Genomic DNA, 21919 nt, shown 5'->3' with positions numbered 1-21919 from the left:
ACAATAGTGCTCTATTTTCACAGCTACTATGGGAACACCACTCATAATAGTTAACTGTCATGCCCGCTTCTGTTATTTCCAGCTCTACCAAAAGCATCGTTTTGCAAATTGAAGTTTCTATAGATTCAGGCAACATGCTGAATCTTGAAGATAGTTTACAGCGTGCACTCAATGAAGCCGGGCAGCTTGGAACAAAAGAGTTATTGGGGCTATTTGAATCACCCAATAAAGAACCTATCGTCGTTAATCAGCAGAAGTGGAACTACAAAGGAAAGGTTCTTAAGCACTATGAAACCTTATACGGTCGTATACCTTTGGAGCGCTCCGTATATCAGGGTGTCAGAGGTGGCAGTACTCTGGCAGCACTTGATCTTCGTGCCGGTATTATTGGTTCAGCTACCCCCAAATTTGCCAAGTCTATCGCCTGGAAATACAGCCAGATGCCAGCGCCTGCGGTAAAAGAAGATTTTGAGACCAACCATCAAAGGACGCTTTCAAATTCTTATATCAAGCATTTATCGGACAGAGTAGGTGCATTAATTGAAGACCAGCAAGACACTCACTACCACCTTCCTCCACTAAAAGAGCCTGTTGAAACAATAGCCATTGGTCTGGATGGAACCTGCATGCTGCTTTGTGAAGAAGGCTGGAGGGAAGCCATGTGTGGGACATTGAGCCTATATTCTGCAGATGGAGACAGGCTCCACACGATATATACAGCCAGTTCGCCAGAGTATGGTAAACAAAGCTTTATGAGCAAGCTCGACGAGGAGATTGCAGATCTAAAACGACTCTACCCAAATGCCACATACATCGGGGTAGCTGACGGGGCTAGAGAAAACTGGAGTTATTTGAAACAACATACCTCTGGGCAGATACTCGATTTTTATCATGCATCTGAATATTTAGCTGGAGCAGCGGAAGCACTGTTTCCAACCAGTAAGGCGAAGCGACACCAGTGGCTTGAAGACAGGCTACATAGTTTGAAAAACAAGCGTGGAGCAGCCAAAAAAATCCTTCAGGAAATTGAATCAGCCGAGCTCCCGAAAAAGACAATCGCACTGACAGAGAAGCGCTACAAAGCTGTGAGCTATTTTACAAACAATCACCAGTTAATGAATTATCATCAGGCGCTTAAACGCCATTGGCCAATAGGTTCAGGAGTTACTGAAGCGGCTTGTAAGACTCTGGTAAAGCAACGATTATGTGGTTCTGGAATGAGGTGGAAAGCAACAGGAGCGGAAGTGCTTTTGACAACAAGAGCACTGATCCAGAGTAAGGGGCGCTGGGAACAACTTTGGTCTGAGTTCATGACTGGAAAGGTTGAAGCTAACCTATGAGTCAGTTATCAAATTGAGAGAGCACCCCAATTAAACACAAAGAACCACAGTCTTTTGCTGAAAAACAGGTGCTTTTCGGGTAGTATAGCGCAACGGAACTCAACAGCCTGTTTGATTAAAAGCTGTTCTGGTGTGGTTGCGATAAATGAGTCTAAATCTCCCGCTTCTTTGTGAAGTAGCCCCGCTATCCCCTCCAGAAGCAGATATTTTGTATCACTATTTCTCAACACCATCATGGACGCTCAGATCCTACAGGTTGCCAGTAAACAGCTATGAGCCACTTTGGGTCTTCCTGCGTACAACTTAGTAGGATAATGGCTGTATTCCTATAGTAAGAAGAATAATTCCAGGAGTGGAGAGTAATGGCCGAGTACAAAGCCCCCCTTCGTGATATGCGCTTCGTAATGTATGACGTGTTCAACGTGGCAGAACAGTGGTCTCAGTGGCCTGCTGTCAGTGAAACGGTGGATCAGGAAACTGCAGATGCTATTCTGGAAGAAGCAGCCAAACTGGCATCTCGTACCATTGCACCGCTGAATCGCTCAGGAGACGAGGAAGGGTGTAAGTGGGATAGTGGTCAGGTTACTACTCCAGAAGGTTATAAAGAGGCCTATAAGCTGTTTGCTGAAGGTGGATGGAACGGACTTGGTGGTAACCCCGTCTATGGCGGTATGGGTATGCCCAAGGTGCTGGCTGCCCAGTTTGATGAAATGGTCTGCAGTGCCAGTCTGGCATTCACTCTCTATCCAAGTCTGGGGGCCGGGGCTAGTCTGGCTATTGATGCCCACGCTTCCGATGCACTTAAAGAAGCGTACCTGCCCCAAATGTATTCCGGCGAGTGGGCTGGCACCATGTGCCTGACCGAACCTCATGCTGGCAGTGATCTTGGAATCATTCGTACCAAAGCGGAAGACAATGGAGATGGGAGTTACGCGGTCACCGGTACCAAAATCTTTATTACCGGTGGTGATCACGATCTTACCGAGAATATTATCCACCTTGTGTTGGCCAAGCTTCCCGATGCACCTCCTGGGCCCAAAGGTATCTCTCTATTCCTTGTGCCTAAGTTTCTGGTGAATGAGGATGGGTCTCTGGGGGAAAGAAACAGCCTTGCCTGTGGTTCAATTGAACACAAGATGGGTATCAACGCATCCGCAACCTGTGTCATGAACTTTGATGGAGCCAAGGGCTATCTAGTTGGAGAGTTGAATAAAGGCTTGAACGCCATGTTCACTATGATGAACTATGAACGTCTGTTTGTGGGGATTCAGGGGCTTGGCAGTAGTGAGATGTCGTACCAGAATGCTCTCGAATATGCTCAGGATCGCATCCAGGGACGTTCAGCCAGTGGTTCTGTTCAAAAAGATAAAGCAGCAGATCCACTCTTGGTTCATGGGGATATCCGGCGGATGCTGCTGAATATGAAAGCTTTGAACGAAGGTGGTCGAGCTTTCTCCACTTATGTGGCCAAGCAGCTGGATATTGCCAAGTTCAGTCAGGATGAGCATGAAAAAGAAAAGGCTTCCGCTCTGGTGGCGTTACTGACACCGGTAGTAAAAGCCTTTTTGACCGATGCCGGTCTGGAAAGCTGTGTTGCAGGTCAGCAGGTGTTTGGTGGTCACGGCTTTATCCGAGAGTGGGGGCAGGAGCAGCTGGTTAGGGACGTTCGTATCACTCAGATTTACGAAGGTACGAATGGTATTCAGGCACTGGATTTGCTTGGACGTAAGATTGCCTTGAGCGGTGGTACCTACCTTGAAACATTCCTGAGTGAAGTTCGGACATCTGTCGATTCTAATGATGAATTTACTGAAGAACTGCTGGCTGCTGTTGATAAGCTTGAGGAACTTACTCGCAAGCTTCTGGCGCAGTCCAAAAATGACCCTAATGTCATAAATTCAGCCTGTGTTGATTACCTGAATGCTTTTGCTTATGTTGCGTACGGCTGGATGTGGTCATTAATGTCTAAAACGGCAGCGAACAAGCTTGCGCAAGGTGATGAAGGTCAATCCTGGCTGGAAGCCAAACAGGTGACCGCTCGCTATTATTTCAAGCGTTTATTGCCTCGCTTTGAAAGTTCAGCAGCAGCTGCTCTTTCGGGAACTGAGGAACTATTTACCTTATCTCCTGATCAATTCTAATTGAAAGCAGCAACTGTTTAGCTGAAAACCATGGATAAACCCCGCTTTGCGGGGTTTTTTGTTTTTAGGTCTTAATTTTTCGGGATTACGGCCAATAAAAATAGAGAAATCCTGGTTCTTCGTTGAATGAGTGTTTACTGGTTCGCGGAATCTTTACTGAAATAAATTTCGGGTATACACATGATTTTCAATTCAGCCTATCGATCTTTATATCAGGTGTGTTTCTATCTATTGATCATGATCTCTGGAAATCACGCCTATGGGGTTGATGATGTTAAACCTCGGGTACATGCCAATAACTTTCTTTTAAAACAAAAGGATACAGGTCAATGTCTCGTAGTAATGGAAGAGCTGGAAGGCTGCAGCTCTGAAGAAAATAGACTGATAGATGGTTGTGTTAATAGCAATAGGGTTGTGCTTGAGGAATGTAACGAACAAAATTCTGAGCAAAGGTGGGTGTTTGACTTTCAAAATAAACGAATTCACTCATCGCAAAGAAGGGCTGATTTATGTTTGACCCGGTTGTCGAAAAGTTTATCTATGGATATTTGCCAGCCAACAAGCTTGAAGCAGTTGTGGTTTTTTAATCAACAGGATCATCTTTTCAGTCGAGTAGATTTTCTTGACTCTCTTGCATTTGTAAAACTATTGCAAAGTAATACGGATACTCCTTCACCCGTCACTTTTAACTTTATTGACTCTGAAACTGGGGATGATCAATGCTATTTGAGCCCTTTTACAGGTAGGGTAGAGTGTTCAGGATTTGAAGTTGATGAAGAGGCTCTGCAACAACAGGAGGTTGAGTTCTGGAGCTGGTCAGGGTATTGGCCATGGCAACCAAAGCAAATAAAACTGACAGAAGATCTGAAGCTTGGTGATTTCAGAAACAATCATTGTCTTGCGGTAACGCAATGTCATGTAGATAGTGTTGGTCAGTACGACTGTTTTGGTGGAGTAAAAGTTCAGGTAAGTGCCTGTCAGTCCGTAAGTCATCAGACCTGGCGTTATGACCTTGTTTCTAAAAGACTGTTTAATAAACAAGCAGGGGAGCAGTTTTGCTTAAGCTGGTTATCGGGAAAATTCACATTAGAGCACTGTTTACCGGGTAGTGCTGTGTCTCAGAGATGGTATTTTGCCCAGGGAAAAGGAAACAAGTATGCAGAGAGAGGTCAGCTGCGTTGGTTTTCGAATTCAAGGGAGCATTATAATTATATTAAAGCCCTTGACTTTGACCCTATAGTTAAATTTGAAATATTAAATAAAGATAGTCAGGGAAAAGATTGCGGTTATGATCCCATTGATGGCCTTTGGAAAGGTCTATGTACTAATTAAACTATTTGATAAGTTGAGTAATTCATAATTCCTATTTACGATTTAGTTATCGGTTTTTTTCGTTTCTATAAGTAGATATCCCTCTTGTATTATTTAAATGACTCGAGCATTGATTCTTTTTTGTGACTCAAAAGAAATTCACTGCTACTTTTGCATACGTCAGAGGGTTTATATAAAAATAATTTTCACACATATATTAATGGTAGATTCAATGGTTTTTAAATTAGAATGACTAAGTGGTAATCTTTTCTTTTTTATCACACTTCTTGTCAAATATTTGTAGTATAAAAATAGTAAGTAATTTTTGGATGATCGATGATTTCTCAGAAATTATCTATTCGGCCTGCTTGGTTGGATATGAAATAAATGGCGGTAGAAAAGCGATGTTTTTTCTGCATATTTTTAGGGTGCACGTCATATCAATGATGTGGAAAATGAAATTATTCTTTTAAACATAATGCCATTCATTGAGTGCTTGCGATCTGATTTCTTAGGCCGTTTTTGTCATTGACTGGTATGAGTGCCCTGTTTTTAAGCTGCTAACCAAAATAAGAAAGGAGCTGTTTGTGACTGATTTACTCCAGTGGGGGTTGGATTTTGTTGCCTGGATACAGCAATACCGTAATCCAGTAAGCGATGAATTAATGCAGCATATTACCGACCTGGGAGGGAAGTATTATATTTATTTTTTGCCACTTCTTATCTGGTGCCTGAATTTCCGTTTTGTGATTCGTATTTGTACGATGTTTTTACTGTCATTTTTTATCAATGTCTGTTTCAAGGATGTACTGACTCTACCAAGACCATTTGATGTAGATCCAGACATTACCCCGAATCGGGAGTGGGGGTACGGTATGCCAAGTGGTCACTCTCAAAACTCAGCATTGTTATGGATTATGTTGGCGATAGGCGTTGCAAAACGGTGGTTCTGGTTTATTGCGCTATCTATTGGGCTTTTGATCGGTTTTTCCAGAGTGTATTTTGGTCTTCATTTTCCTGGGGATATTCTGGGAGGGTGGTTGTTAGCAGGTATCTTATTGTGGGCATACTATGCATGGGAGGATCGGGTTTCATCAGGTTTGAATAAACTGTCTACTTCTCAGTTGTTAGCCGGTTTTACATTCATAATGGTAGGACTCGGCTTTCTCTATATGTCCGTACTTGAAATGCCAATAATGACTGGTTTGGTCGCTATTAGCTTTGGGTTTGGGTCTGGTGCCATATTTACCATAAGGATTTTGCGTTACAACGGTTTTGGCAGCTTATGGAAGCGAATACTTCGTGGTGTATTAGGATTAAGTGTTCTTATTTTCTATCTTAAGTTCACAGGAAGTTTATTTCCCGAGACAAAAGACCTTGAGTATTACAGGGTACTTATAATAGTTAACACTATTGCTGGACTGTGGCTATCACTGGGAGCTCCCTTGATATTTTCTCTGTTGTTACTTGGCGGGAGATATCCAGTAAAGAACTAGCCTATTGTATAGCAGCCTGCCCGGGACAGGCTGCCAGATAAGATCAATGAAGTCTGGCCAAATTACTGGATGACTTCTGCAACTACCCGGCGGTTTTGTTGCCTTCCTGCTGCTGTCATGTTACTTGCAACTGGATCGATCTCACCAAAACCAATGGCTTCAATCCGGCGTTCATCAATACCATGTAGCTCAATTAATGAATGGCGAACAGCATCAGCTCTTTTTGTTGATAGATTCTGATTGTAATCTTCATGACCTCTATTGTCAGTGTGTCCTTCTATACGAATTTTCACATCTGGATAACGGCTCATGAAACTGCCCATCTTGCTGATCATTGACATGGCTGCAGAGCTAATATGGTCTGAGTCAAAATCGAAGGTGACCAGCAGATTAATCTCTTCCGTCGGTATACAGCCTGTCTGGTCAACACCTGCTCCGGATACCGTTCCCGGACAGAGATCGAGAGTATCCAGAATTCCATCCTGATCGCTATCTACCCTGGCTACTGGCTCTTTCGCTACTAGAGCCTCACGAGTCACCTCGGCAGATTGTCGTGCTGTTGGTGAAGTACTGCCGAATGTCCAGTTGAACGCCACAGTAAACATACTTTCAGTCTGGCTGTAGTCTAGGCTTCTTACTGCACGAACATCACTTTGTAGTGACAGGTTGGGCGTTAGTACGTTTCTGATACCTACTCCTGCATTCATACGGGTATCGTCCCGCTTTTCACCGGCATCCGGCTTTTCCTGAAGTTCGTCAAAACCAGCAACCAAGTAGGGCTTCAGACCGTTGTTCCAAGGACTTAATTCATAAAAGGCATCCAATCGATAGCTTTTTAAATCAACCTTACCACTATTGTTGTGGTCAGTTGTGTACTGGGAGTAAATACCAGCGATGCTAAAGCGGTCGTTAAATCGATAACCTGCGCCTATTTCCTGAGCGAAGGAGTTATCCAGTTCCCGGTAGCTGTCCAGCGCGTTGTAACTCGCACCAACCGATAGGGTAACTCCTTTATTAGCTTCCTGTGCAAAAACTGAGTGACTGAAAATACCAGCTACTGCCATGGCAATAGCTGATTGTGCGAAGCTGCGCACGTTCATGGATTGCTCCCTGATCTCTGAATTATATTGAAAGTATCTGCACCGGAAATGCAAAATGCTGACGCCCTGTTAGGATAAGGGATTATTGAAAAAGACTGAATGTCTGAATAGAGTCAACGTACACTAAAAAATACTGGTGGGCTTGTAATAACGCGAAAGAGCAGAATGCATTTGCTATCAAGAGAGTCTTATTTTTGAAGGTTTCGTATCAATAAGCTAACCCCTTCCTTTAATTCTGCAATAGCATGTGGGGCGTAGGATATTTCCAGCCACCGTTCTTTTTGGTGGTTAGAAGATGGATAAAACACCCAGCATAGCTGCTCCTGCCATGAGCAGTCGGACTGAAGGTCGTAGTTAATGCCGTATACCGGCAAGCTCCGGTTACCTATTTGTACGCCATATTTCCCTTGCTCACTCCGAGTGGCAATAATGGTTCCTTCGTTGTTGGCATGGATCTGGTAAATTAATCTTGGATTTTCTTTGCCCTCCTTATGGTTGTATATGGCATTGGCTTTCAGCAGGCTGTTTATATAGTTTTCTAGAGTATGCCTTCGATCCTGATTAGGTGTATTTTCTGTTATTTGTCTGGCAAAAGAACTGGGCTCTTCGGTAGCAACAAGCTGTAGGTTTCCTCTATCCAAATAGGTAACAGTCGTCATCTGCTTGTTGTCAGCGAAAACAAGAACTGGGATGGCTGCTATCGGCAAAAGTAAGGACAGTTTCTTCATGTATTTAAACGCCCCGAATTAATTTTTCTTATTTTTCGTTCAATAACCATTCCTTGAGGTTAACCAAGAGAGCCTTTTCCATCAAGTTATCGTCATTCGGGAGTTACCCGCATCACTTCTTCTACTGTCGTGAGGCCATGGGCGACTTTCTGTGCTCCTGAGAGCCTCAGGCTATACATCCCTTCTTTGATGCACTGGCGGGCCAGCTGTGCAATATCAGGGCTGTCGTTAATCAGGGCTTTGATCTGATCGCTCATGGTTAAAATTTCGTACAGTCCAGCACGCCCGCGGTAACCTGTTTCACGGCAGTCTAGACAACCCACCGGCTGGAATATTTCTGTGGGTGCTGATGCTGACCATGGTCTGGTTAATGCTTTCCAGCCGTTGGGGTCAAGAGGTGCTTTTTCTTTGCAACCGGGGCAGAGTGTTCTGACCAGACGCTGGGCCATGACACCCAATACCGTGTTCTTGATCAGATAGGGGGGAACCCCAAGCTCAAGCAGTCGTGTTAAGGCGGAGGGGGCGTCATTGGTATGCAGTGTCGAGATTACCAGATGTCCGGTGAGTGCCGCCTGAATAGCCATCTCAGCCGTTTCCAGGTCGCGAATCTCTCCAACCATAATTATGTCAGGGTCTTGCCTTAGCAGGGCTCTGAGACCTGAAGCAAAAGTAAGGTCGATGTTGTGCTGAACCTGCATCTGATTAAAAGCGGGCTCAACCATCTCAATGGGATCTTCGATAGTACAAACATTTACCTGGTCAGTGGCCAGCTGCTTGAGTGTTGAATAGAGCGTAGTGGTTTTACCGGAACCCGTTGGTCCTGTAACCAGAATAATACCGTTGGGTTGTGCAGACATTGCTTTCCAGCGTTTTTCATCTTCTCTGGAAAAGCCAAGGTCACTGAATGATTTGACAAGTACTTCTGGGTCAAAAATACGCATGACCAGCTTTTCACCAAAAGCTGTGGGTAACGTTGATAAACGCAGCTCCACTTCATAGCCATCCGCATTGCGTGTTTTCAGTCGCCCGTCTTGAGGTTTGCGCTTTTCAGCTACATTCATTCTTCCAAGAATCTTGAGTCGGCTGGTCACTGCGGCGGCAACCTTGGCTGGCATTTGATAAATTGAGTGAAGTACACCGTCAATACGAAAACGCAGGTTGCACTGCTCACGTCGGGGCTCAATGTGAATATCACTGGCGCGTTGTTCGAAGGCATATTGCAAAAGCCAGTCAACAATATTCACAATATGCTGGTCATTGGCATCAGGAGCCTTCATGTTGCCAAGTTCCAGCATTTGCTCAAAATTATTGAGTGATGCTGAATTGACACCATCATCGGAGTTGGCTCCCATCACCGATTGGGCAAGCCGATAAAATTCGACGGTATAACGTCGAATATCGGTTGGGTTGGCAACCACCCGCTTGATTTCCTTACGACTGACGTGACGCAGATTGTCTTCCCAGCTTCGATGCCAGGGCTGGGCTGAAGCCACTAGAATCTCTGTACTATTGACTTCAACAGCAAGAATTTGATGTCGAATGGCAAAGGCGTGGGACATGATGGGCGTAATGGCTACAACATCAATTTTCAGAGGATCGATGTGAAAGTAATCCTGGTCTGCCAGTTCTGCCAACCACTGGCACAGGTACTCAATATCGAGTTTTTTACCTCGTGGCCCGGAGTCATCCAACTCGAGACTTGCTATGTATTCCAGTGGGTGTAGACGAATCTGTTCTGGTGTTCGTGCACGGCTGAGAATATCATCGGCCACTACCTGATCGATATGCATGCTCCTGACCAGATCAGACACAACCATTGCCAGATCCAGCATTTGCTCCCTGTGTTGCAGGCCATTTGCTTTCACATTGCTCACTTGAAATACCGTTTGAAGCTGCAGGGGTGTAAATTCTTTATATTCTCTCTTTTTTTTCGGCGTGGGGACAAATGGATTTATGTCCACATGTAAAGAGTGCTGTTATCAAGTAATGATTGATGGCGAATTCGAAGGCTGATCAATAATCTATTAATGCTGTTTTTTTTCCAGCAGGGCTGTAACCAACTCGGGAAAGTCGTCAATATCCGTCTGTAGGAAGTGCCCGCGATCCGTGAACTCAAAGTATTCTGTATTGAGTTTAGAGTGGATGTATTGAGCTTCCTCTATAGGGATCCATGGGTCATCAACAGAAGAAAATTGAATGATCCAGCGCTGGTTTTTTGAGATTTTTTGTCAGTTCCATGGGCGATCAAACCAGCCGCCAGCTTTTTCATCCTCCAGGTTCAGGTGAGTATGGTATGGGCTGACCAGAACGCTGCCTGTAATTGGATACTGCTCAGCATACCGTAAAGCGGCAATGGCTCCGGATGAGTGTCCAATCAATACGCTATTTTGGTCAGCACCAAGGGTATCCCGAATGTAAGGGATCCATATATGTTCATGGGCGATGTCATTGTCGGGCAGAGTTTCTCTTATGGTATTGAAGCCTTTTTCCTGAAGCCGTTTTTCTGCTGAAACATACCAGTTCATATCGGCAGTACAGCCGCCGTTGCCGTGAATAAAGATCACTTTCACAATTATCACCCACTGATTGGGAAAACTTATCTCAAGTCATTAAAGCAACATAGCCCATTGGCAGGAATATGGCTGGAGTATCAAATATACTCATTCAAGCATTCTATGTCAGGAATGAGTAAATAGGATGCGTGGAGGTGATGGGTTTTGGGGCAGGCTATTTAAATACTACCTGAGTAAATCTGCAGGGTAACTGTCTGACCAAGTGTTCTTCGCCCTAGCGGGTAATATTCCATATTACCCAGTAATTCGTACTGCTCAGTGCTGGGAGGTTACTTGGTAGCTATCAGTTTGAAACCTTTTTCAGCCTTGCTCTGGTCAGATGGGGTGAGCTCAAAGAAGTGCTGCAGTGCAGATGCGATTTCCATCAATGCAGACTCACCTCCTTCAATCAGCTCAAGCTCCAGTTCGCAAATAGGGCTTGAACCATTTCCTGATTTTACTGCCCCTTGATCAAGTGCTGCCTCAACCCTGGCAAAAGGGCTTTGCCAGATCAGTAGCCAGCGAGTGCGGTAGAAGTCGGTAGTAAATAGAGGTTTGAGCTTCTCTATAGATATATCAGTGAGTTCAGTAGGCCAGACAGTAGTCAGAACCTGTCCGTTCAGTTCATTGGTGTTCAGCGGCCACTCCCATTCGCCACGGCGGGTCAGGCCATTTATGCTTTCCCCACGGGTTTTTAGAGTCTGGATATATTGTCCATTTACTTCACGAATCCGCAGGGCAACTTTGGCTTGATTGAGCCTCAGGTCTGGCGTATCAAAGTAAGTATTTCCCAGATGAAGCGTTTCTGATGGCTGCGCAGCATGTTCCTGCCAGAACGGGTGACTTTTCAGCTGCTCAATCTGATCTGCAGGCACAGAGAGCTTTAACTCGGTTTCCTGGCTCATTGTCTTATCCACAATACTAATGGGTAAATTCTGTATATTTGAGAAAGTATACGCGATGTGCGACTTTGTCTGAAACTATCTCAAATTACTAGCCCGGATATTTCATAAACTGCCCCGAATCTCGGGCAGGACTTTGTCGCCCTAAGGGATTTTGTGAGGGAGTGCCGTACCGGGGAGTACGGTCGACCGAGCAAAACTCCCTTAGGGCGGCAAAGGACAAGCGAGAACGGGAGCACGTTTATGAAATATCCGGGCTAGCATGATGGTAAGTCCAAGTTGTATCTTCAAAATCACGCAATTATTTGCTTTCCGTTTTTTAATCTTCGGAAATAAGGTTCTCAAACTGTATTGCAGGACGACCAGCAATTATATTCAGATAAGAACCAATATTATGTGCCAGTAACTTCCGAGCGATACGTGATGTCATATGCCATCTATCTCGACAATGGCACTTTTCTATTTCAAAGCGCTCTGTCAATTGACCTATCACTGTTTCTATTCTCCGTCGTACCCGTAATACCAGCTTTACAAACGACTTCGGACGTTCATCTTGCATGTTTTTTCTCAGTGGCGTCTGAAGATCAATACCTAATTCCTGACAATCAGCTTTAAACTCAGGCCTTATATAGCCCTTATCGCCAAGCAAGAGGCCAGAAATGGTCTCGAGCATGTCATAGGCTGCATCACGCTCATCTACGTTCGCTGCGGTCAGAGTAAAACCCACAGGAATCCCTCGTGCTTCAACCAGCAAATGCCCCTGAAAGCCATAGAACTTCTTGTCCTTGGAAGCGCAGTAACCATAACCAGCCTCAGCTTTAAAGATACGGCTCTGTGGTGCACGGGTTCTGACGACAACATCAATCGGAAAACCATCGATTAAATGGATATCTGCATTATCTGCATGCATCATCTGGACTATACGAATTTGCAGTCGTTGTTTCACATGCCATAAGTTGGCGGCCTGTTTGACAAATGCCGAGCGTGAAGGAATGTCAGGAAACAGGTGTCGCCAGTGTCGGGTAAAATACTTCCAAATCTCAGTGTCCTTATGATGCCCAAGCCATTCACCGACAACTTCCATGGTGATCGCTTCACTATCAGTGAGCTTTGGTGGAAACCCTCGAAGTCGCAGTGGTACAGGAAAAAGCTCTTTTACCAAATCGTCGATCAAGCAGTAGACTGTAGTGATAAACTCTTCAACGGGCATGACTGAAACCTTCTTTGCTTTCTACTGCTTTTAATAGCAGAAAGCAGGATCAGTCATGTCTCCTTATGCAAACCTAAAAGTCGCACATGGCGTAAAGTATATAAAAATCATAGGGTCATGAACTAAGGAACAATATACATTTTTAATCAGATTATGAGCATATGTGCAAGAAGTGAAACCGCCTTCTATAATCAGGCGTTCAACCGGATGGATTTGCAAAATGCCTACCAGCAATATACTGGCGAGTGTTTTTGGTCGCTCACCAATAGGACCTATTCAAAAGCATATCACCACTGTTCATGAATGTGCGTCACAGTTGGAGCCATTCTTTCAGGCAGTGTTTGCGGAAGAGTGGGAGACTGCTTATGACATTCAGCAGAAAATCATCAAATTTGAGCACGAAGCGGATGCAATCAAGCGAAGCATCCGCCTGTCGCTTCCAAAAAGCCTTTTTCTTCCGGTTCCCCGTACCGACCTGCTGCAGATAGTAACCGTTCAGGATAAGGTTGCTAACCGTGCAAAGGATATTGCAGGCCTTGTGGTAGGACGCAAGATGATTATTCCTGAATCGATGCACGAAGCATTTATCACCTATGTGCGTCGCTCAATTGCAACATCTGCACAGGCGTTGAAGGCTATTCATGAGCTGGATGAGCTTCTGGAAACGGGCTTTCAGGGGCGGGAAGTAGATTTGGTAGAAAAAATGGTTGAAGAGCTGGACAACATTGAGAGTGAAACTGACAAGGATCAGGTGAAAATACGCCGTATGCTGTTTGATCTTGAGCAAACGCTGCCACCGGTAGAAGTCATGTTTCTGTACAAAATTATCGACTGGGTGGGTGATCTTGCGGATCGGGCTTCCCGTGTTGGTAGCCACCTCCAGTTGTTGCTGGCCCGTTAACTGAACCGGATGCAGACTGATGAGTATTATCGCTGAATATGGCACAGTCCTCCTGATTCTGGCCTGCCTGTTTGGGTTTTTTATGGCCTGGGGGGTTGGGGCCAACGATGTTGCCAATGCCATGGGAACTTCAGTTGGATCCGGTGCCCTGACGGTAAAACAGGCTATTTTTATCGCCATCCTGCTGGAGTTTACCGGTGCCTATCTGGCTGGCGGATCGGTTACCGAGACGATACGCAAGGGAATCATTGATCCCTCCATGCCCCTTCTGGTTGAGAACCCCAATCTGTTGGTCTACGGAATGCTGGCCTCACTGCTGGCCGCTGGAACCTGGTTGCTGGTAGCGACCCATTACGGTTGGCCGGTGTCTACTACTCACTCAATTGTTGGGGCTATTGTTGGTTTCGCTGCTGTTGGCATCTCTGCCGATGCAGTCAGCTGGGGAAAAGTTGCAACCATTGTTGCCAGTTGGGTTGTTTCTCCCCTGATGTCGGGACTGTTCGCTTTCCTGATTTTTGTCAGTGTGCAGAAGCTGATTCTGGATACCGAAAACCCCTTCAGAAACGCTAAGCGCTATATGCCTCTTTATATGTTTCTGGTTGGCTTCATGATGTCGATGGTGACGCTGATTAAAGGTCTGAAACATATTGGCTTACCGTTGGATTACACAGAAAGCATAGTGCTCTCACTCATTATTGGTTTGGTCATTATGTTTATTGGCCAGATGGCACTTTCAAAGATAAAAGAAGATGTTCAGGCGGATAAATCATTCCATTTCTCCAGTGTGGAGAAGGTCTTTGGTGTAATGATGATTTTTACCGCCTGTTCCATGGCATTTGCCCACGGCTCCAACGATGTTGCCAATGCGGTCGGGCCACTGGCAGCGGTGGTCAGCGTGGTTCACAGTGGTGGTGAAATTGTTGGTAAGTCTTCCGTTCCTGCCTGGGTTCTTCTGCTGGGGGCTGTAGGTATTGTTGTAGGGCTGGCAACTTGGGGCTATAAGGTCATGGCTACGATAGGCTCTCATATCACTGAGTTAACTCCCAGCAGAGGTTTTGCTGCTGAGCTTGCCGCAGCCTCCACCGTTGTGATGGCGTCAGGTACAGGGTTACCAATTTCCACAACTCATACACTGGTTGGTGCCGTTCTGGGTGTGGGGCTTGCCAGAGGAATTGGCGCTTTAAACCTCCGTGTTATTAGTACCATTTTCATGTCCTGGTTGATTACTCTGCCAGCAGGAGCCATTCTGGCCATTGTTTTCTTCCATTGCCTCAAGTGGATTTTTGGTTAGGCTCAAGTAGATTTAGTTTCCAATAAGGCTTGCCCTGTTTATCATCAACAGATACTCCCTCCACTAGAAGGTGATAATCAGGGCTATGAGCAGCCAGCCAACTTTCCAGCATGCACTTTCAAGATTGATAGAGATACCTTCTGTCAGCTCGACCCTCCCTGAACTTGATATGAGTAACCTGCCGGTTATCAATGAGCTGGCAGCCTGGTTTGAAGTCATGGGGTTTCAGTGTGAAATTCATTATCTGCCCCATGCTCCTCACAAGGCAAACCTGATTGCAACATTGGGAAGCGGTCCTGGAGGTCTGGTATTTGCTGGGCATACTGATACTGTTCCTTACGATGACAGCCTATGGAAGAGTTCACCATTTGCGCTTGAAGAAAGAGATGGCCGGTTTTATGGATTGGGTGTCTGCGATATGAAAGGCTTTTTTGCATTGGTGATGGAAGCCGTTCGCGGGTACCTGGACACCCCGCTGAAAGCACCGTTGATTATTCTGGCCACGGCTGATGAAGAGTCCTCAATGAATGGGGCTCGAGCACTGGCTGAACTGGGTCGACCTAAAGCACGTTACGCTGTGGTTGGCGAACCTACAGGGATGCGGCCTATTCATATGCATAAGGGCATCATGATGGAGCGTATCCAGATTCTGGGGCAGTCTGGCCATTCCAGCAACCCGGCCTTGGGGCGAAACGCCATGGAAACTGCCCACAAGGTGATTACTGATTTGATGCAGTTCCGTGAAGAGCTGGCAGAACGTTACCAGAATCATGGGTTTACTATTCCCGTACCTACTTTAAACCTGGGGTGTATCCATGGTGGTGATAACCCGAATAGGATTTGTGGGCAGTGCCAGCTGGACTTTGACATTCGTATGCTACCAGGCATGGACAGTGAACAGTTGCGTCAACAGATTCGCCAGAGATTGAAGACAATTGCTGAAGCGGATCAGGTTAAGGTATCCCTTGAAACCATCACACCTGCAATTGAGGCCTTTGCTGGTCATGAGAACTCAGCACTGGTTGCAGCCTGTGAGAAGCTGACAGGATATCAGGCAGAAAGTGTTGCATTTGGTACTGAAGCACCGTTTTTTAGTCGATTAGGCATGGATACGGTGGTATTTGGGCCAGGTGATATTGATCAGGCTCATCAGCCAGATGAATACCTCTCACATGATCGAATTAACCCAATGATTGAGGTTTTGAAGTCATTGATAAGACAGTACTGCTTGTCTTGAGCAGATGTAGTACATGATATTTGCTTAGCCTGAGCATGTGATTCTCATGGCTGCTTTATAATGGGTAAACAAGTGTGGCTTGCGTGAAAAAAAAGGATAACTCAGCAGACAGCGCAGAAAAATACGTAAAATTTTTCCGTCAATCGTCACCCTATATTCATGCTCACAGGGGTAAAACTTTTGTGATCATGCTCAGTGGTGAAACACTGGCACACCCGAATTTAAGTAATATCATCAGTGATATTGCCCTGATGAGCAGTTTAGGCGTTCGGTTGGTGCTAGTGCACGGCGCCCGGCCACAAATTGATGAGCGTTTACGTGAAAGAGGCATTAAAACGGCTATTCATAAAGGTGCGGTCGATAATGGGGGGCAGCATAATGAACGGCGAATTACTGATAGGCAGAGCCTTGAGTCTGTTAAAGATGCAGTAGGGAATATGAGAGCCTTGATTGAGTCAAGACTCTCGGTAGGTCTGGTAAATTCACCAATGCATGGTGCCAGAATTCGGGTTGTCAGTGGTAACTTTGTGACCGCAAGGCCCTTGGGAGTTCTTGATGGCATCGACTTTCAACATACTGGCGAAGTTCGAAAGATAGACAGTCAGGCTATTGGTCACCTGCTGGACAGCGGCTATGTGGTTTTGCTCTCCTGTCTCGGGCTTTCTCCAACCGGAGAAATTTTTAACATTGAGGTTGAAGAAGTGGCTACCCGAACGGCAATCAGCCTGGGAGCTGAAAAGTTGATACTCTATGGTGAGCAGCAAGGCGTTTTTGATCAGCTGGGTAACCTGATCAATCGAATTTCTCCCCATGAAGCCGGTAAGGAACTTGAAACTCAGGTTGGTGAGTCCAGAAGGTTACTTTCCTCAGCGGTTATCGCTTGCACCGAGGGTGTTGAGCGAGCCCAGATTATCAGCTATCAGGATGATGGCTCTTTGCTGATGGAACTGTTCACCCGAGATGGTGCTGGCACGTTGATTTCCAGAGACCACTATGAAGAAGTTCGTGGTGCAACCATTGAAGATGTCGGGGGGATTCTTGAACTTATCCGTCCATTTGAGGAAAAAGGCATTCTGCGCCGCCGTTCCAGAAAAGAACTGGAGCGGGAAATAAGGTTATTCAGTGTCGTTTTACTGGATGGCATGATTATCGGCTGTGCAGCTCTTCATCCATACTATGAACATGGTATCTGCAGGGCAGAGCTTGCCTGTGTTGTGGTTCACCCAGAGTACCGTCAGGCTCAGCGTGGAGACCGGTTGCTTGCGCATATTGAAGCATTGGCGAAAGACAAGGGAATGAACGAAATCTATGTGATGACGACTCAAACTGCGCACTGGTTTATTGAAAGGGAGTTTATTGAAGTGGCTTATGATGAGTTACCGGAAGAACTCAAAATCAAATATAACCCAAAGAGGCAATCAAAAGTCCTTATGAAAAGAATAAGCTGAGAAAGTGTGGGACTAGTTATCATTAAACGTTGCACCACAGTGAGGGCACTGATTAAGGTCAAGAGTCACACGGTATTGAGAGCCTGATTTCTCCATTGGCATATGCTGGCATGCGGGGCAACGTGCTAACTTATGATAAGCGAGAGATAACCAGAGAATATCCAGAAATATTATTATGAAACCAACCGTGAAAATGGGGTTGTGGGTAATAAAGAAAAGGGCAAATAGACTGATTCCTGTAATCAGAACGAGAGAGAATAGCTTGATTTGCCTTCTAAGCTTGAGGATGTTGGCTTGGTAAGTTTGACTCCAGTTTTCCCCTTGGTGGTGTAAAGGGTGGTACTCTTTTCCTGTGAATATGGTGAATATTGCCTGAGCAAAGATCAGCCCTCCAATGGAAAAGGGTATCAATATAATAAATTTGGCCATATCAGGCCGGCCTTCATGCCATAAGAGTGTTTCAAGAGCGAGTTGTACTGCAAAACCTGAGGCCGCAATAAGCCATCCGGTTAAAGCCTGTTTCTTAACTTTTTTAAATCGTACCCTTCCTTCATGTTCGGAGTCCTTTCTTGTCCTGACTTTCTGCCTTGCGGTGTGAGTCCTTTCACGTACACCTGGTCTTTAATCAGGATAGCAAGGCTTTGCCCTTAAAGGCCTTCTACTGCTTTGTAGCGGCTTTATTATCGGCAATCCATTTCAGGAAGCGTTCACGAGTTGTCTCGTCTGCCTGGTTATACCAGTACTGCAGCATACTTTCACTCATAGGCTGGGCGGTTGCCGGGGCAGGCATTACAGAGGGCTGTTGGGCTACCTGATAAGAAACACCCTGTGGGGTTGCGATATAAACGGTTCCCGCCATTTCTCGAACAGCAGCCGGGTTGTCTGATAAGTTGAATTTTTGAATATCCTCTACTGTATCGACACCAATCAACAGACCCGATTTATTTAGAACGCTGAACTCAAAGGGAGTGACCTGGCCTTTCTCGTTGCTCAGTGAGAACTGAGACTTTGGAGATTTTGACAGCCTGTCGGTATCTCTTGCTGTCTTCAGCTTTGGGGCTTTAATAGTGTAAGTCTGATCACCGGACAGGTTGAATGTCATGATATAAGGGCTGGAAGTAAACATCTTGGTATCACCACCCTCCCTTACCAGTGTTTTTAGCTGGAACACCAATTGGTGGCGGCCATTGCTGAGTGAAAGGTCTCTCTTGCCATCTAGCTTATCAGCATCTTTACCATCAAGAACCAACAGCTTTGTCTTCTCGGGCAAGATCAGAGTGTTATCTGCAATGGCTGGTATAGCCAGCGAGGACACCAGAAGTGCACCCAATATACGACGTATAAACATAAGACTGTGTTCTCCTATAGATAGTCAGTTGATTATAGGTGGGTAAAACTACCGGTTCGTATTGTTGTTTTCCGAAGTCTTTGTCTTGGGGAAAAACCTTATCGTCCGGGGGGGATAAGTCTTCGAGAGTCGGTAAGATGTTGGGCGTCGTATGGCTTTGAGTATCTTTGGTTCTTTGTTAACTCAACATGGTATTGAAATCGCCTAAGTATCGTCGCTTCTTTATCATCTTTGGCATCAGAGATAGCGTGGCCTAGCCAACCAAATAAGCTATCAAGGTTGAGATCATCCAGCTGAGTTTGCATCTCCTTAATGGCGGTTCTCTCATTAATCTCACCACGGCGGTATTTTGCAATTAGTTTTCCAGCCTCAGAGTTCTGGATGACTCTATAGTAAATATCAGAATTTTTCAGTTGTAGCATCCCATCAGCAGATAATGGCTGACTCATGCTTGGATTTTTGACTCTTACAGGTTGTGGTAAGAAAGGAAGTGTTTCACTTTGGGGCTGTGCTGAGATGGTCAGAGCCTTACTTCCATGGGCTACAAGCTGCCTCTTAAGGTGGCGGTTCCAATGATCCACCTTCGAAAGAACCAGCTCTTTAAACTGCATAAATGCGCAATCGACTTGTTGCCTAATTAAGTGTTGCCAGGCAGAGTATTTCAAAATGACAATTGCTGCATCTTCATCGCTCATGGCTCCAAAGCTTTTTTTTCCAAGAGCTTGACTTCTTTTTCGAACATCATGAAGGTCACTGCCTATTTTTTCCATATCTTTGATAGACTCCAGTAAATGATCAACCATAGGCTCAACCTCATTTTTCGCTACGGCACGCATAGTCGCAATTTCTTCTCGCTCTGTTCTCTCTCTTGTACCAAATAACTGTAATGTTGTTCCTTTTTTTCCAGTCCTGATTTCGTTCATTCTTCTTTGGTTTTGCTTGGAATTTTGATGGCTTGAGAAAAGATCTAAAAAGAAAAAAGCCGCGAACAAGGCTGTCCCCTGAATTGTAATCTGTGGGAGTGTAATGGTTCCTGGAACAAAGCGTACATTTCTTCCCGTTACTTTGATCAAATTTCCTAAATTTGCAAAGAAGAAGTTCTTTACCTGTTTAAATAGGAATCCCTGAATGAAACTACTGGCCATCGACAGTGATTTGTCGGTGTTTGATAGCTTTATATCTTCAATAGCGGGGGTGGGGGTGCTTCTTGCTTTTTTAACCGATGTTTTTCTTGATATCCGCGAAGGAATTATATTTCTTACCCAGTTATCGCCGTCTGTTTTTATCTGTTTTCCGTGAATCAAAAGTTGCTTATCTCTGGATACTTTCTTAAGTAGTTCTTTAATTTCTCCTTCAGACTTGCCGGAAAATTTTTCCTGCCACAAATCCTGTAAATCTTTGAGGTATCTATAATTAAGTACTTGCTGATGGATGGCGACATTTTCTTTGAGCAAGTCAAAGAAAAACAAATTTTCTTTCAGCTTTTGATGTTTTTTTTCATAAAGTGCTTTTGCTTCTTCAAGCTTAATGAGTTCCTGAGGAGGTAGATCTGGTTTTCCCGCCATTTTTTCAATTTTATCTTTTAGCTTTTCAAGGTCTCCAGCCTCATTATAAATGGCGGTAAAGTTTTTGTGCTTACAAACGTAAAGAAGCCATTGGATAAGGTCTTTTCTTTTTTTATCATCCTTTGGATCAACGCTTGAAAAATCAAAATCGGCATATTGCCTGATCTTCTTTAAACCATATAGTATTCGAAGCTTTCTAAAAACAGTAGTTCCACCTGTCCAGAATACAAGATAGCTGAAATTCGCAGCTAAACTCACACCTACAGCAACCCCAATGGTAATGCCTGCAGCAGGAGGAAATAATACTGACATTAATACCCCGGCAATAACGCCAATTCCAAACAGTATCTGGTTGCGCTTATTACGCAATATGACTCTCTTAAACCTGTTGGCAACTTCTTTAAGCTTCAGTTTTGAAAAAAATCTTTTTTGTGAAACTGTTTTTTTAATATGCTCGGTGCTTCTATCACGAATGAAATAGGCGGTTCTTTTGGGTGGATCCAGTACGGGTGCCGAAGCAGCTGCATGTTTTGGTCTGGTATTATTTTGAGTTGCTTCCAGTTCTTCTATGGGTTTGACGATGGACTTTCTTATTTTGTTGTCCAGTTCTATCATCAATTCAAGAGAGAAAGCTTTTTCATCCACTAAGCCTACTTCTTTAGCAAGCATTTTTATTGTTGTTTTAAGAAACTTTTGATTTTTTGAAAAGGTAGCCTCGCGGTCTTCCAGAGTGCCATTATGATCATTCAACCATTTGAATGACGCATTTACCTCCTTTAATAGTTGCGGATAAAGGACTTTATCAAAATAACCTGAAGGTAACTCTTTCCCTTTTCTAAGATATTCGTAAGCCAGGCTGACACCATCAAGCTTCATCGACTCATGCATGGCTTCTAGCGTTTCTGTGCTGACAGCAACTGTGCCGTTAACTATATCTTTTTTGTTGAGTTGATCCAGGGGAAGATGGCTATCTGTATGGAGATTATATACGGCAACAGCTACTTCTCTCTCTCTCTCTTTCTCTTTTCTGAAACTTTTTCTGGTATAGGTATTGGAACTCGCCTTGGTAAGGGAGGTTAGAACTTCCCATACAGGCTCTTTTCGATGGGAATGGAATAGCCATTTTTTAATTTTTCCAGGTATAGACGTTACCTTGCGTGACCAGTCCGCATGTTCAGTTGCCTGAAGAATCGCTGATTCAATATCCTTTTTCTCTTGGGCGCTTTTTTTGGGCAAATGAGCGTTCTGGTTACCCAGTGTATGGGGGCTGTGATTGCCAGAAGATACTTTTTGGGGCATTCCTCATTCCCTAAGGTAACCCGAAATGGTTTAGTATTTGTCTAGTAAAA

18 protein-coding genes are annotated in these 21919 nt (G+C 44.8%); 8 read left to right on the top strand and 10 right to left on the bottom strand.

The window, feature by feature from the left end; translation table 11 throughout:
• Nucleotides 1–59 precede the first annotated feature (59 nt).
• The gene (locus ACOCLE_RS18030) at nucleotides 60–1340 is read left to right on the top strand and encodes an ISKra4 family transposase (RefSeq protein ID WP_419532972.1); all 1281 of its coding nucleotides are present in this window, start codon (nucleotides 60–62) and stop codon (nucleotides 1338–1340) included.
• 8 nt (nucleotides 1341–1348) lie between these two features.
• Here ACOCLE_RS18030 and ACOCLE_RS18025 read toward each other — a convergent pair whose 3' ends face one another.
• A complete protein-coding gene (locus ACOCLE_RS18025) occupies nucleotides 1349–1576 on the bottom strand; it encodes a hypothetical protein (protein ID WP_419533629.1) in 228 nt (75 codons plus the stop codon).
• Nucleotides 1577–1702: 126 nt separating this feature from the next.
• Between ACOCLE_RS18025 and ACOCLE_RS18020 the strand changes: the two genes are divergently transcribed.
• The 3 genes from ACOCLE_RS18020 (at nucleotide 1703) to ACOCLE_RS18010 (ending at nucleotide 6288) form a co-directional block, all read left to right on the top strand.
• Nucleotides 1703–3481 (top strand): acyl-CoA dehydrogenase C-terminal domain-containing protein, encoded by a 1779-nt coding sequence (locus tag ACOCLE_RS18020; RefSeq protein ID WP_419533628.1) that lies wholly within the window; start codon nucleotides 1703–1705, stop codon nucleotides 3479–3481.
• A 180-nt stretch (nucleotides 3482–3661) separates the two neighbouring features.
• The gene (locus ACOCLE_RS18015) at nucleotides 3662–4813 is read left to right on the top strand and encodes a hypothetical protein (RefSeq protein WP_419533627.1); all 1152 of its coding nucleotides are present in this window, start codon (nucleotides 3662–3664) and stop codon (nucleotides 4811–4813) included.
• 566 nt (nucleotides 4814–5379) lie between these two features.
• A complete protein-coding gene (locus ACOCLE_RS18010) occupies nucleotides 5380–6288 on the top strand; it encodes a phosphatase PAP2 family protein (RefSeq protein ID WP_419533626.1) in 909 nt (302 codons plus the stop codon).
• 62 nt (nucleotides 6289–6350) lie between these two features.
• Here the strand turns inward: ACOCLE_RS18010 and ACOCLE_RS18005 are convergent, their stop codons facing one another.
• The 6 genes from ACOCLE_RS18005 to ACOCLE_RS17980 all read right to left on the bottom strand — a co-directional run bounded on the left by ACOCLE_RS18005 (nucleotide 6351) and on the right by ACOCLE_RS17980 (nucleotide 12780).
• A complete protein-coding gene (locus tag ACOCLE_RS18005) occupies nucleotides 6351–7388 on the bottom strand; it encodes an OmpA family protein (protein ID WP_419533625.1) in 1038 nt (345 codons plus the stop codon).
• A 188-nt stretch (nucleotides 7389–7576) separates the two neighbouring features.
• Nucleotides 7577–8116 (bottom strand): hypothetical protein, encoded by a 540-nt coding sequence (locus tag ACOCLE_RS18000; RefSeq protein ID WP_419533624.1) that lies wholly within the window; start codon nucleotides 8114–8116, stop codon nucleotides 7577–7579.
• Nucleotides 8117–8208: 92 nt separating this feature from the next.
• Nucleotides 8209–9948 carry a GspE/PulE family protein gene (locus ACOCLE_RS17995; protein WP_419537228.1) on the bottom strand — a complete coding sequence of 580 codons (1740 nt, stop codon included), beginning with the start codon at nucleotides 9946–9948 and terminating at the stop codon, nucleotides 8209–8211.
• A 396-nt stretch (nucleotides 9949–10344) separates the two neighbouring features.
• Nucleotides 10345–10686 (bottom strand): alpha/beta fold hydrolase, encoded by a 342-nt coding sequence (locus tag ACOCLE_RS17990; protein WP_419533623.1) that lies wholly within the window; start codon nucleotides 10684–10686, stop codon nucleotides 10345–10347.
• A 272-nt stretch (nucleotides 10687–10958) separates the two neighbouring features.
• Entirely contained in the window at nucleotides 10959–11573 is a 615-nt protein-coding gene (locus ACOCLE_RS17985) for an inorganic triphosphatase (protein WP_419533622.1), read from the bottom strand.
• A 316-nt stretch (nucleotides 11574–11889) separates the two neighbouring features.
• Nucleotides 11890–12780, bottom strand: coding sequence for an IS982 family transposase (locus ACOCLE_RS17980; RefSeq protein WP_419533099.1), 891 nt, complete (start codon nucleotides 12778–12780; stop codon nucleotides 11890–11892).
• A gap of 220 nt (nucleotides 12781–13000) precedes the next feature.
• On the opposite strand from ACOCLE_RS17980, the gene ACOCLE_RS17975 reads away from it, so the two are divergent.
• The 4 genes from ACOCLE_RS17975 to argA all read left to right on the top strand — a co-directional run bounded on the left by ACOCLE_RS17975 (nucleotide 13001) and on the right by argA (nucleotide 17657).
• Entirely contained in the window at nucleotides 13001–13681 is a 681-nt protein-coding gene (locus ACOCLE_RS17975) for a TIGR00153 family protein (protein ID WP_419533621.1), read from the top strand.
• Nucleotides 13682–13700: 19 nt separating this feature from the next.
• Nucleotides 13701–14972, top strand: coding sequence for an inorganic phosphate transporter (locus ACOCLE_RS17970; RefSeq protein ID WP_419533620.1), 1272 nt, complete (start codon nucleotides 13701–13703; stop codon nucleotides 14970–14972).
• An 85-nt stretch (nucleotides 14973–15057) separates the two neighbouring features.
• Entirely contained in the window at nucleotides 15058–16209 is a 1152-nt protein-coding gene (argE, locus tag ACOCLE_RS17965) for an acetylornithine deacetylase (RefSeq protein WP_419533619.1), read from the top strand.
• A gap of 83 nt (nucleotides 16210–16292) precedes the next feature.
• Complete coding sequence (argA, locus tag ACOCLE_RS17960; protein ID WP_419533618.1) at nucleotides 16293–17657, top strand: amino-acid N-acetyltransferase; 1365 nt, start codon at nucleotides 16293–16295, stop codon at nucleotides 17655–17657.
• Nucleotides 17658–17669: 12 nt separating this feature from the next.
• Here the strand turns inward: argA and ACOCLE_RS17955 are convergent, their stop codons facing one another.
• The 3 genes from ACOCLE_RS17955 to ACOCLE_RS17945 all read right to left on the bottom strand — a co-directional run bounded on the left by ACOCLE_RS17955 (nucleotide 17670) and on the right by ACOCLE_RS17945 (nucleotide 21869).
• The gene (locus ACOCLE_RS17955; RefSeq protein WP_419533617.1) at nucleotides 17670–18086 is read right to left on the bottom strand and encodes a hypothetical protein; all 417 of its coding nucleotides are present in this window, start codon (nucleotides 18084–18086) and stop codon (nucleotides 17670–17672) included.
• Nucleotides 18087–18315: 229 nt separating this feature from the next.
• Nucleotides 18316–19005: a DUF2057 family protein gene (locus tag ACOCLE_RS17950; RefSeq protein WP_419533616.1), complete on the bottom strand. Its 690-nt coding sequence runs from the start codon at nucleotides 19003–19005 to the stop codon at nucleotides 18316–18318.
• 98 nt (nucleotides 19006–19103) lie between these two features.
• Complete coding sequence (locus ACOCLE_RS17945; protein ID WP_419533615.1) at nucleotides 19104–21869, bottom strand: hypothetical protein; 2766 nt, start codon at nucleotides 21867–21869, stop codon at nucleotides 19104–19106.
• Nucleotides 21870–21919 lie beyond the last annotated feature (50 nt).

This window comes from Endozoicomonas sp., from assembly GCF_965196975.1.
Lineage (GTDB): Bacteria > Pseudomonadota > Gammaproteobacteria > Pseudomonadales > Endozoicomonadaceae > Endozoicomonas.
The sequence above is the reverse complement of the archived record's forward strand: the minus strand, read 5'-3'. Positions and strand labels throughout refer to the sequence as shown.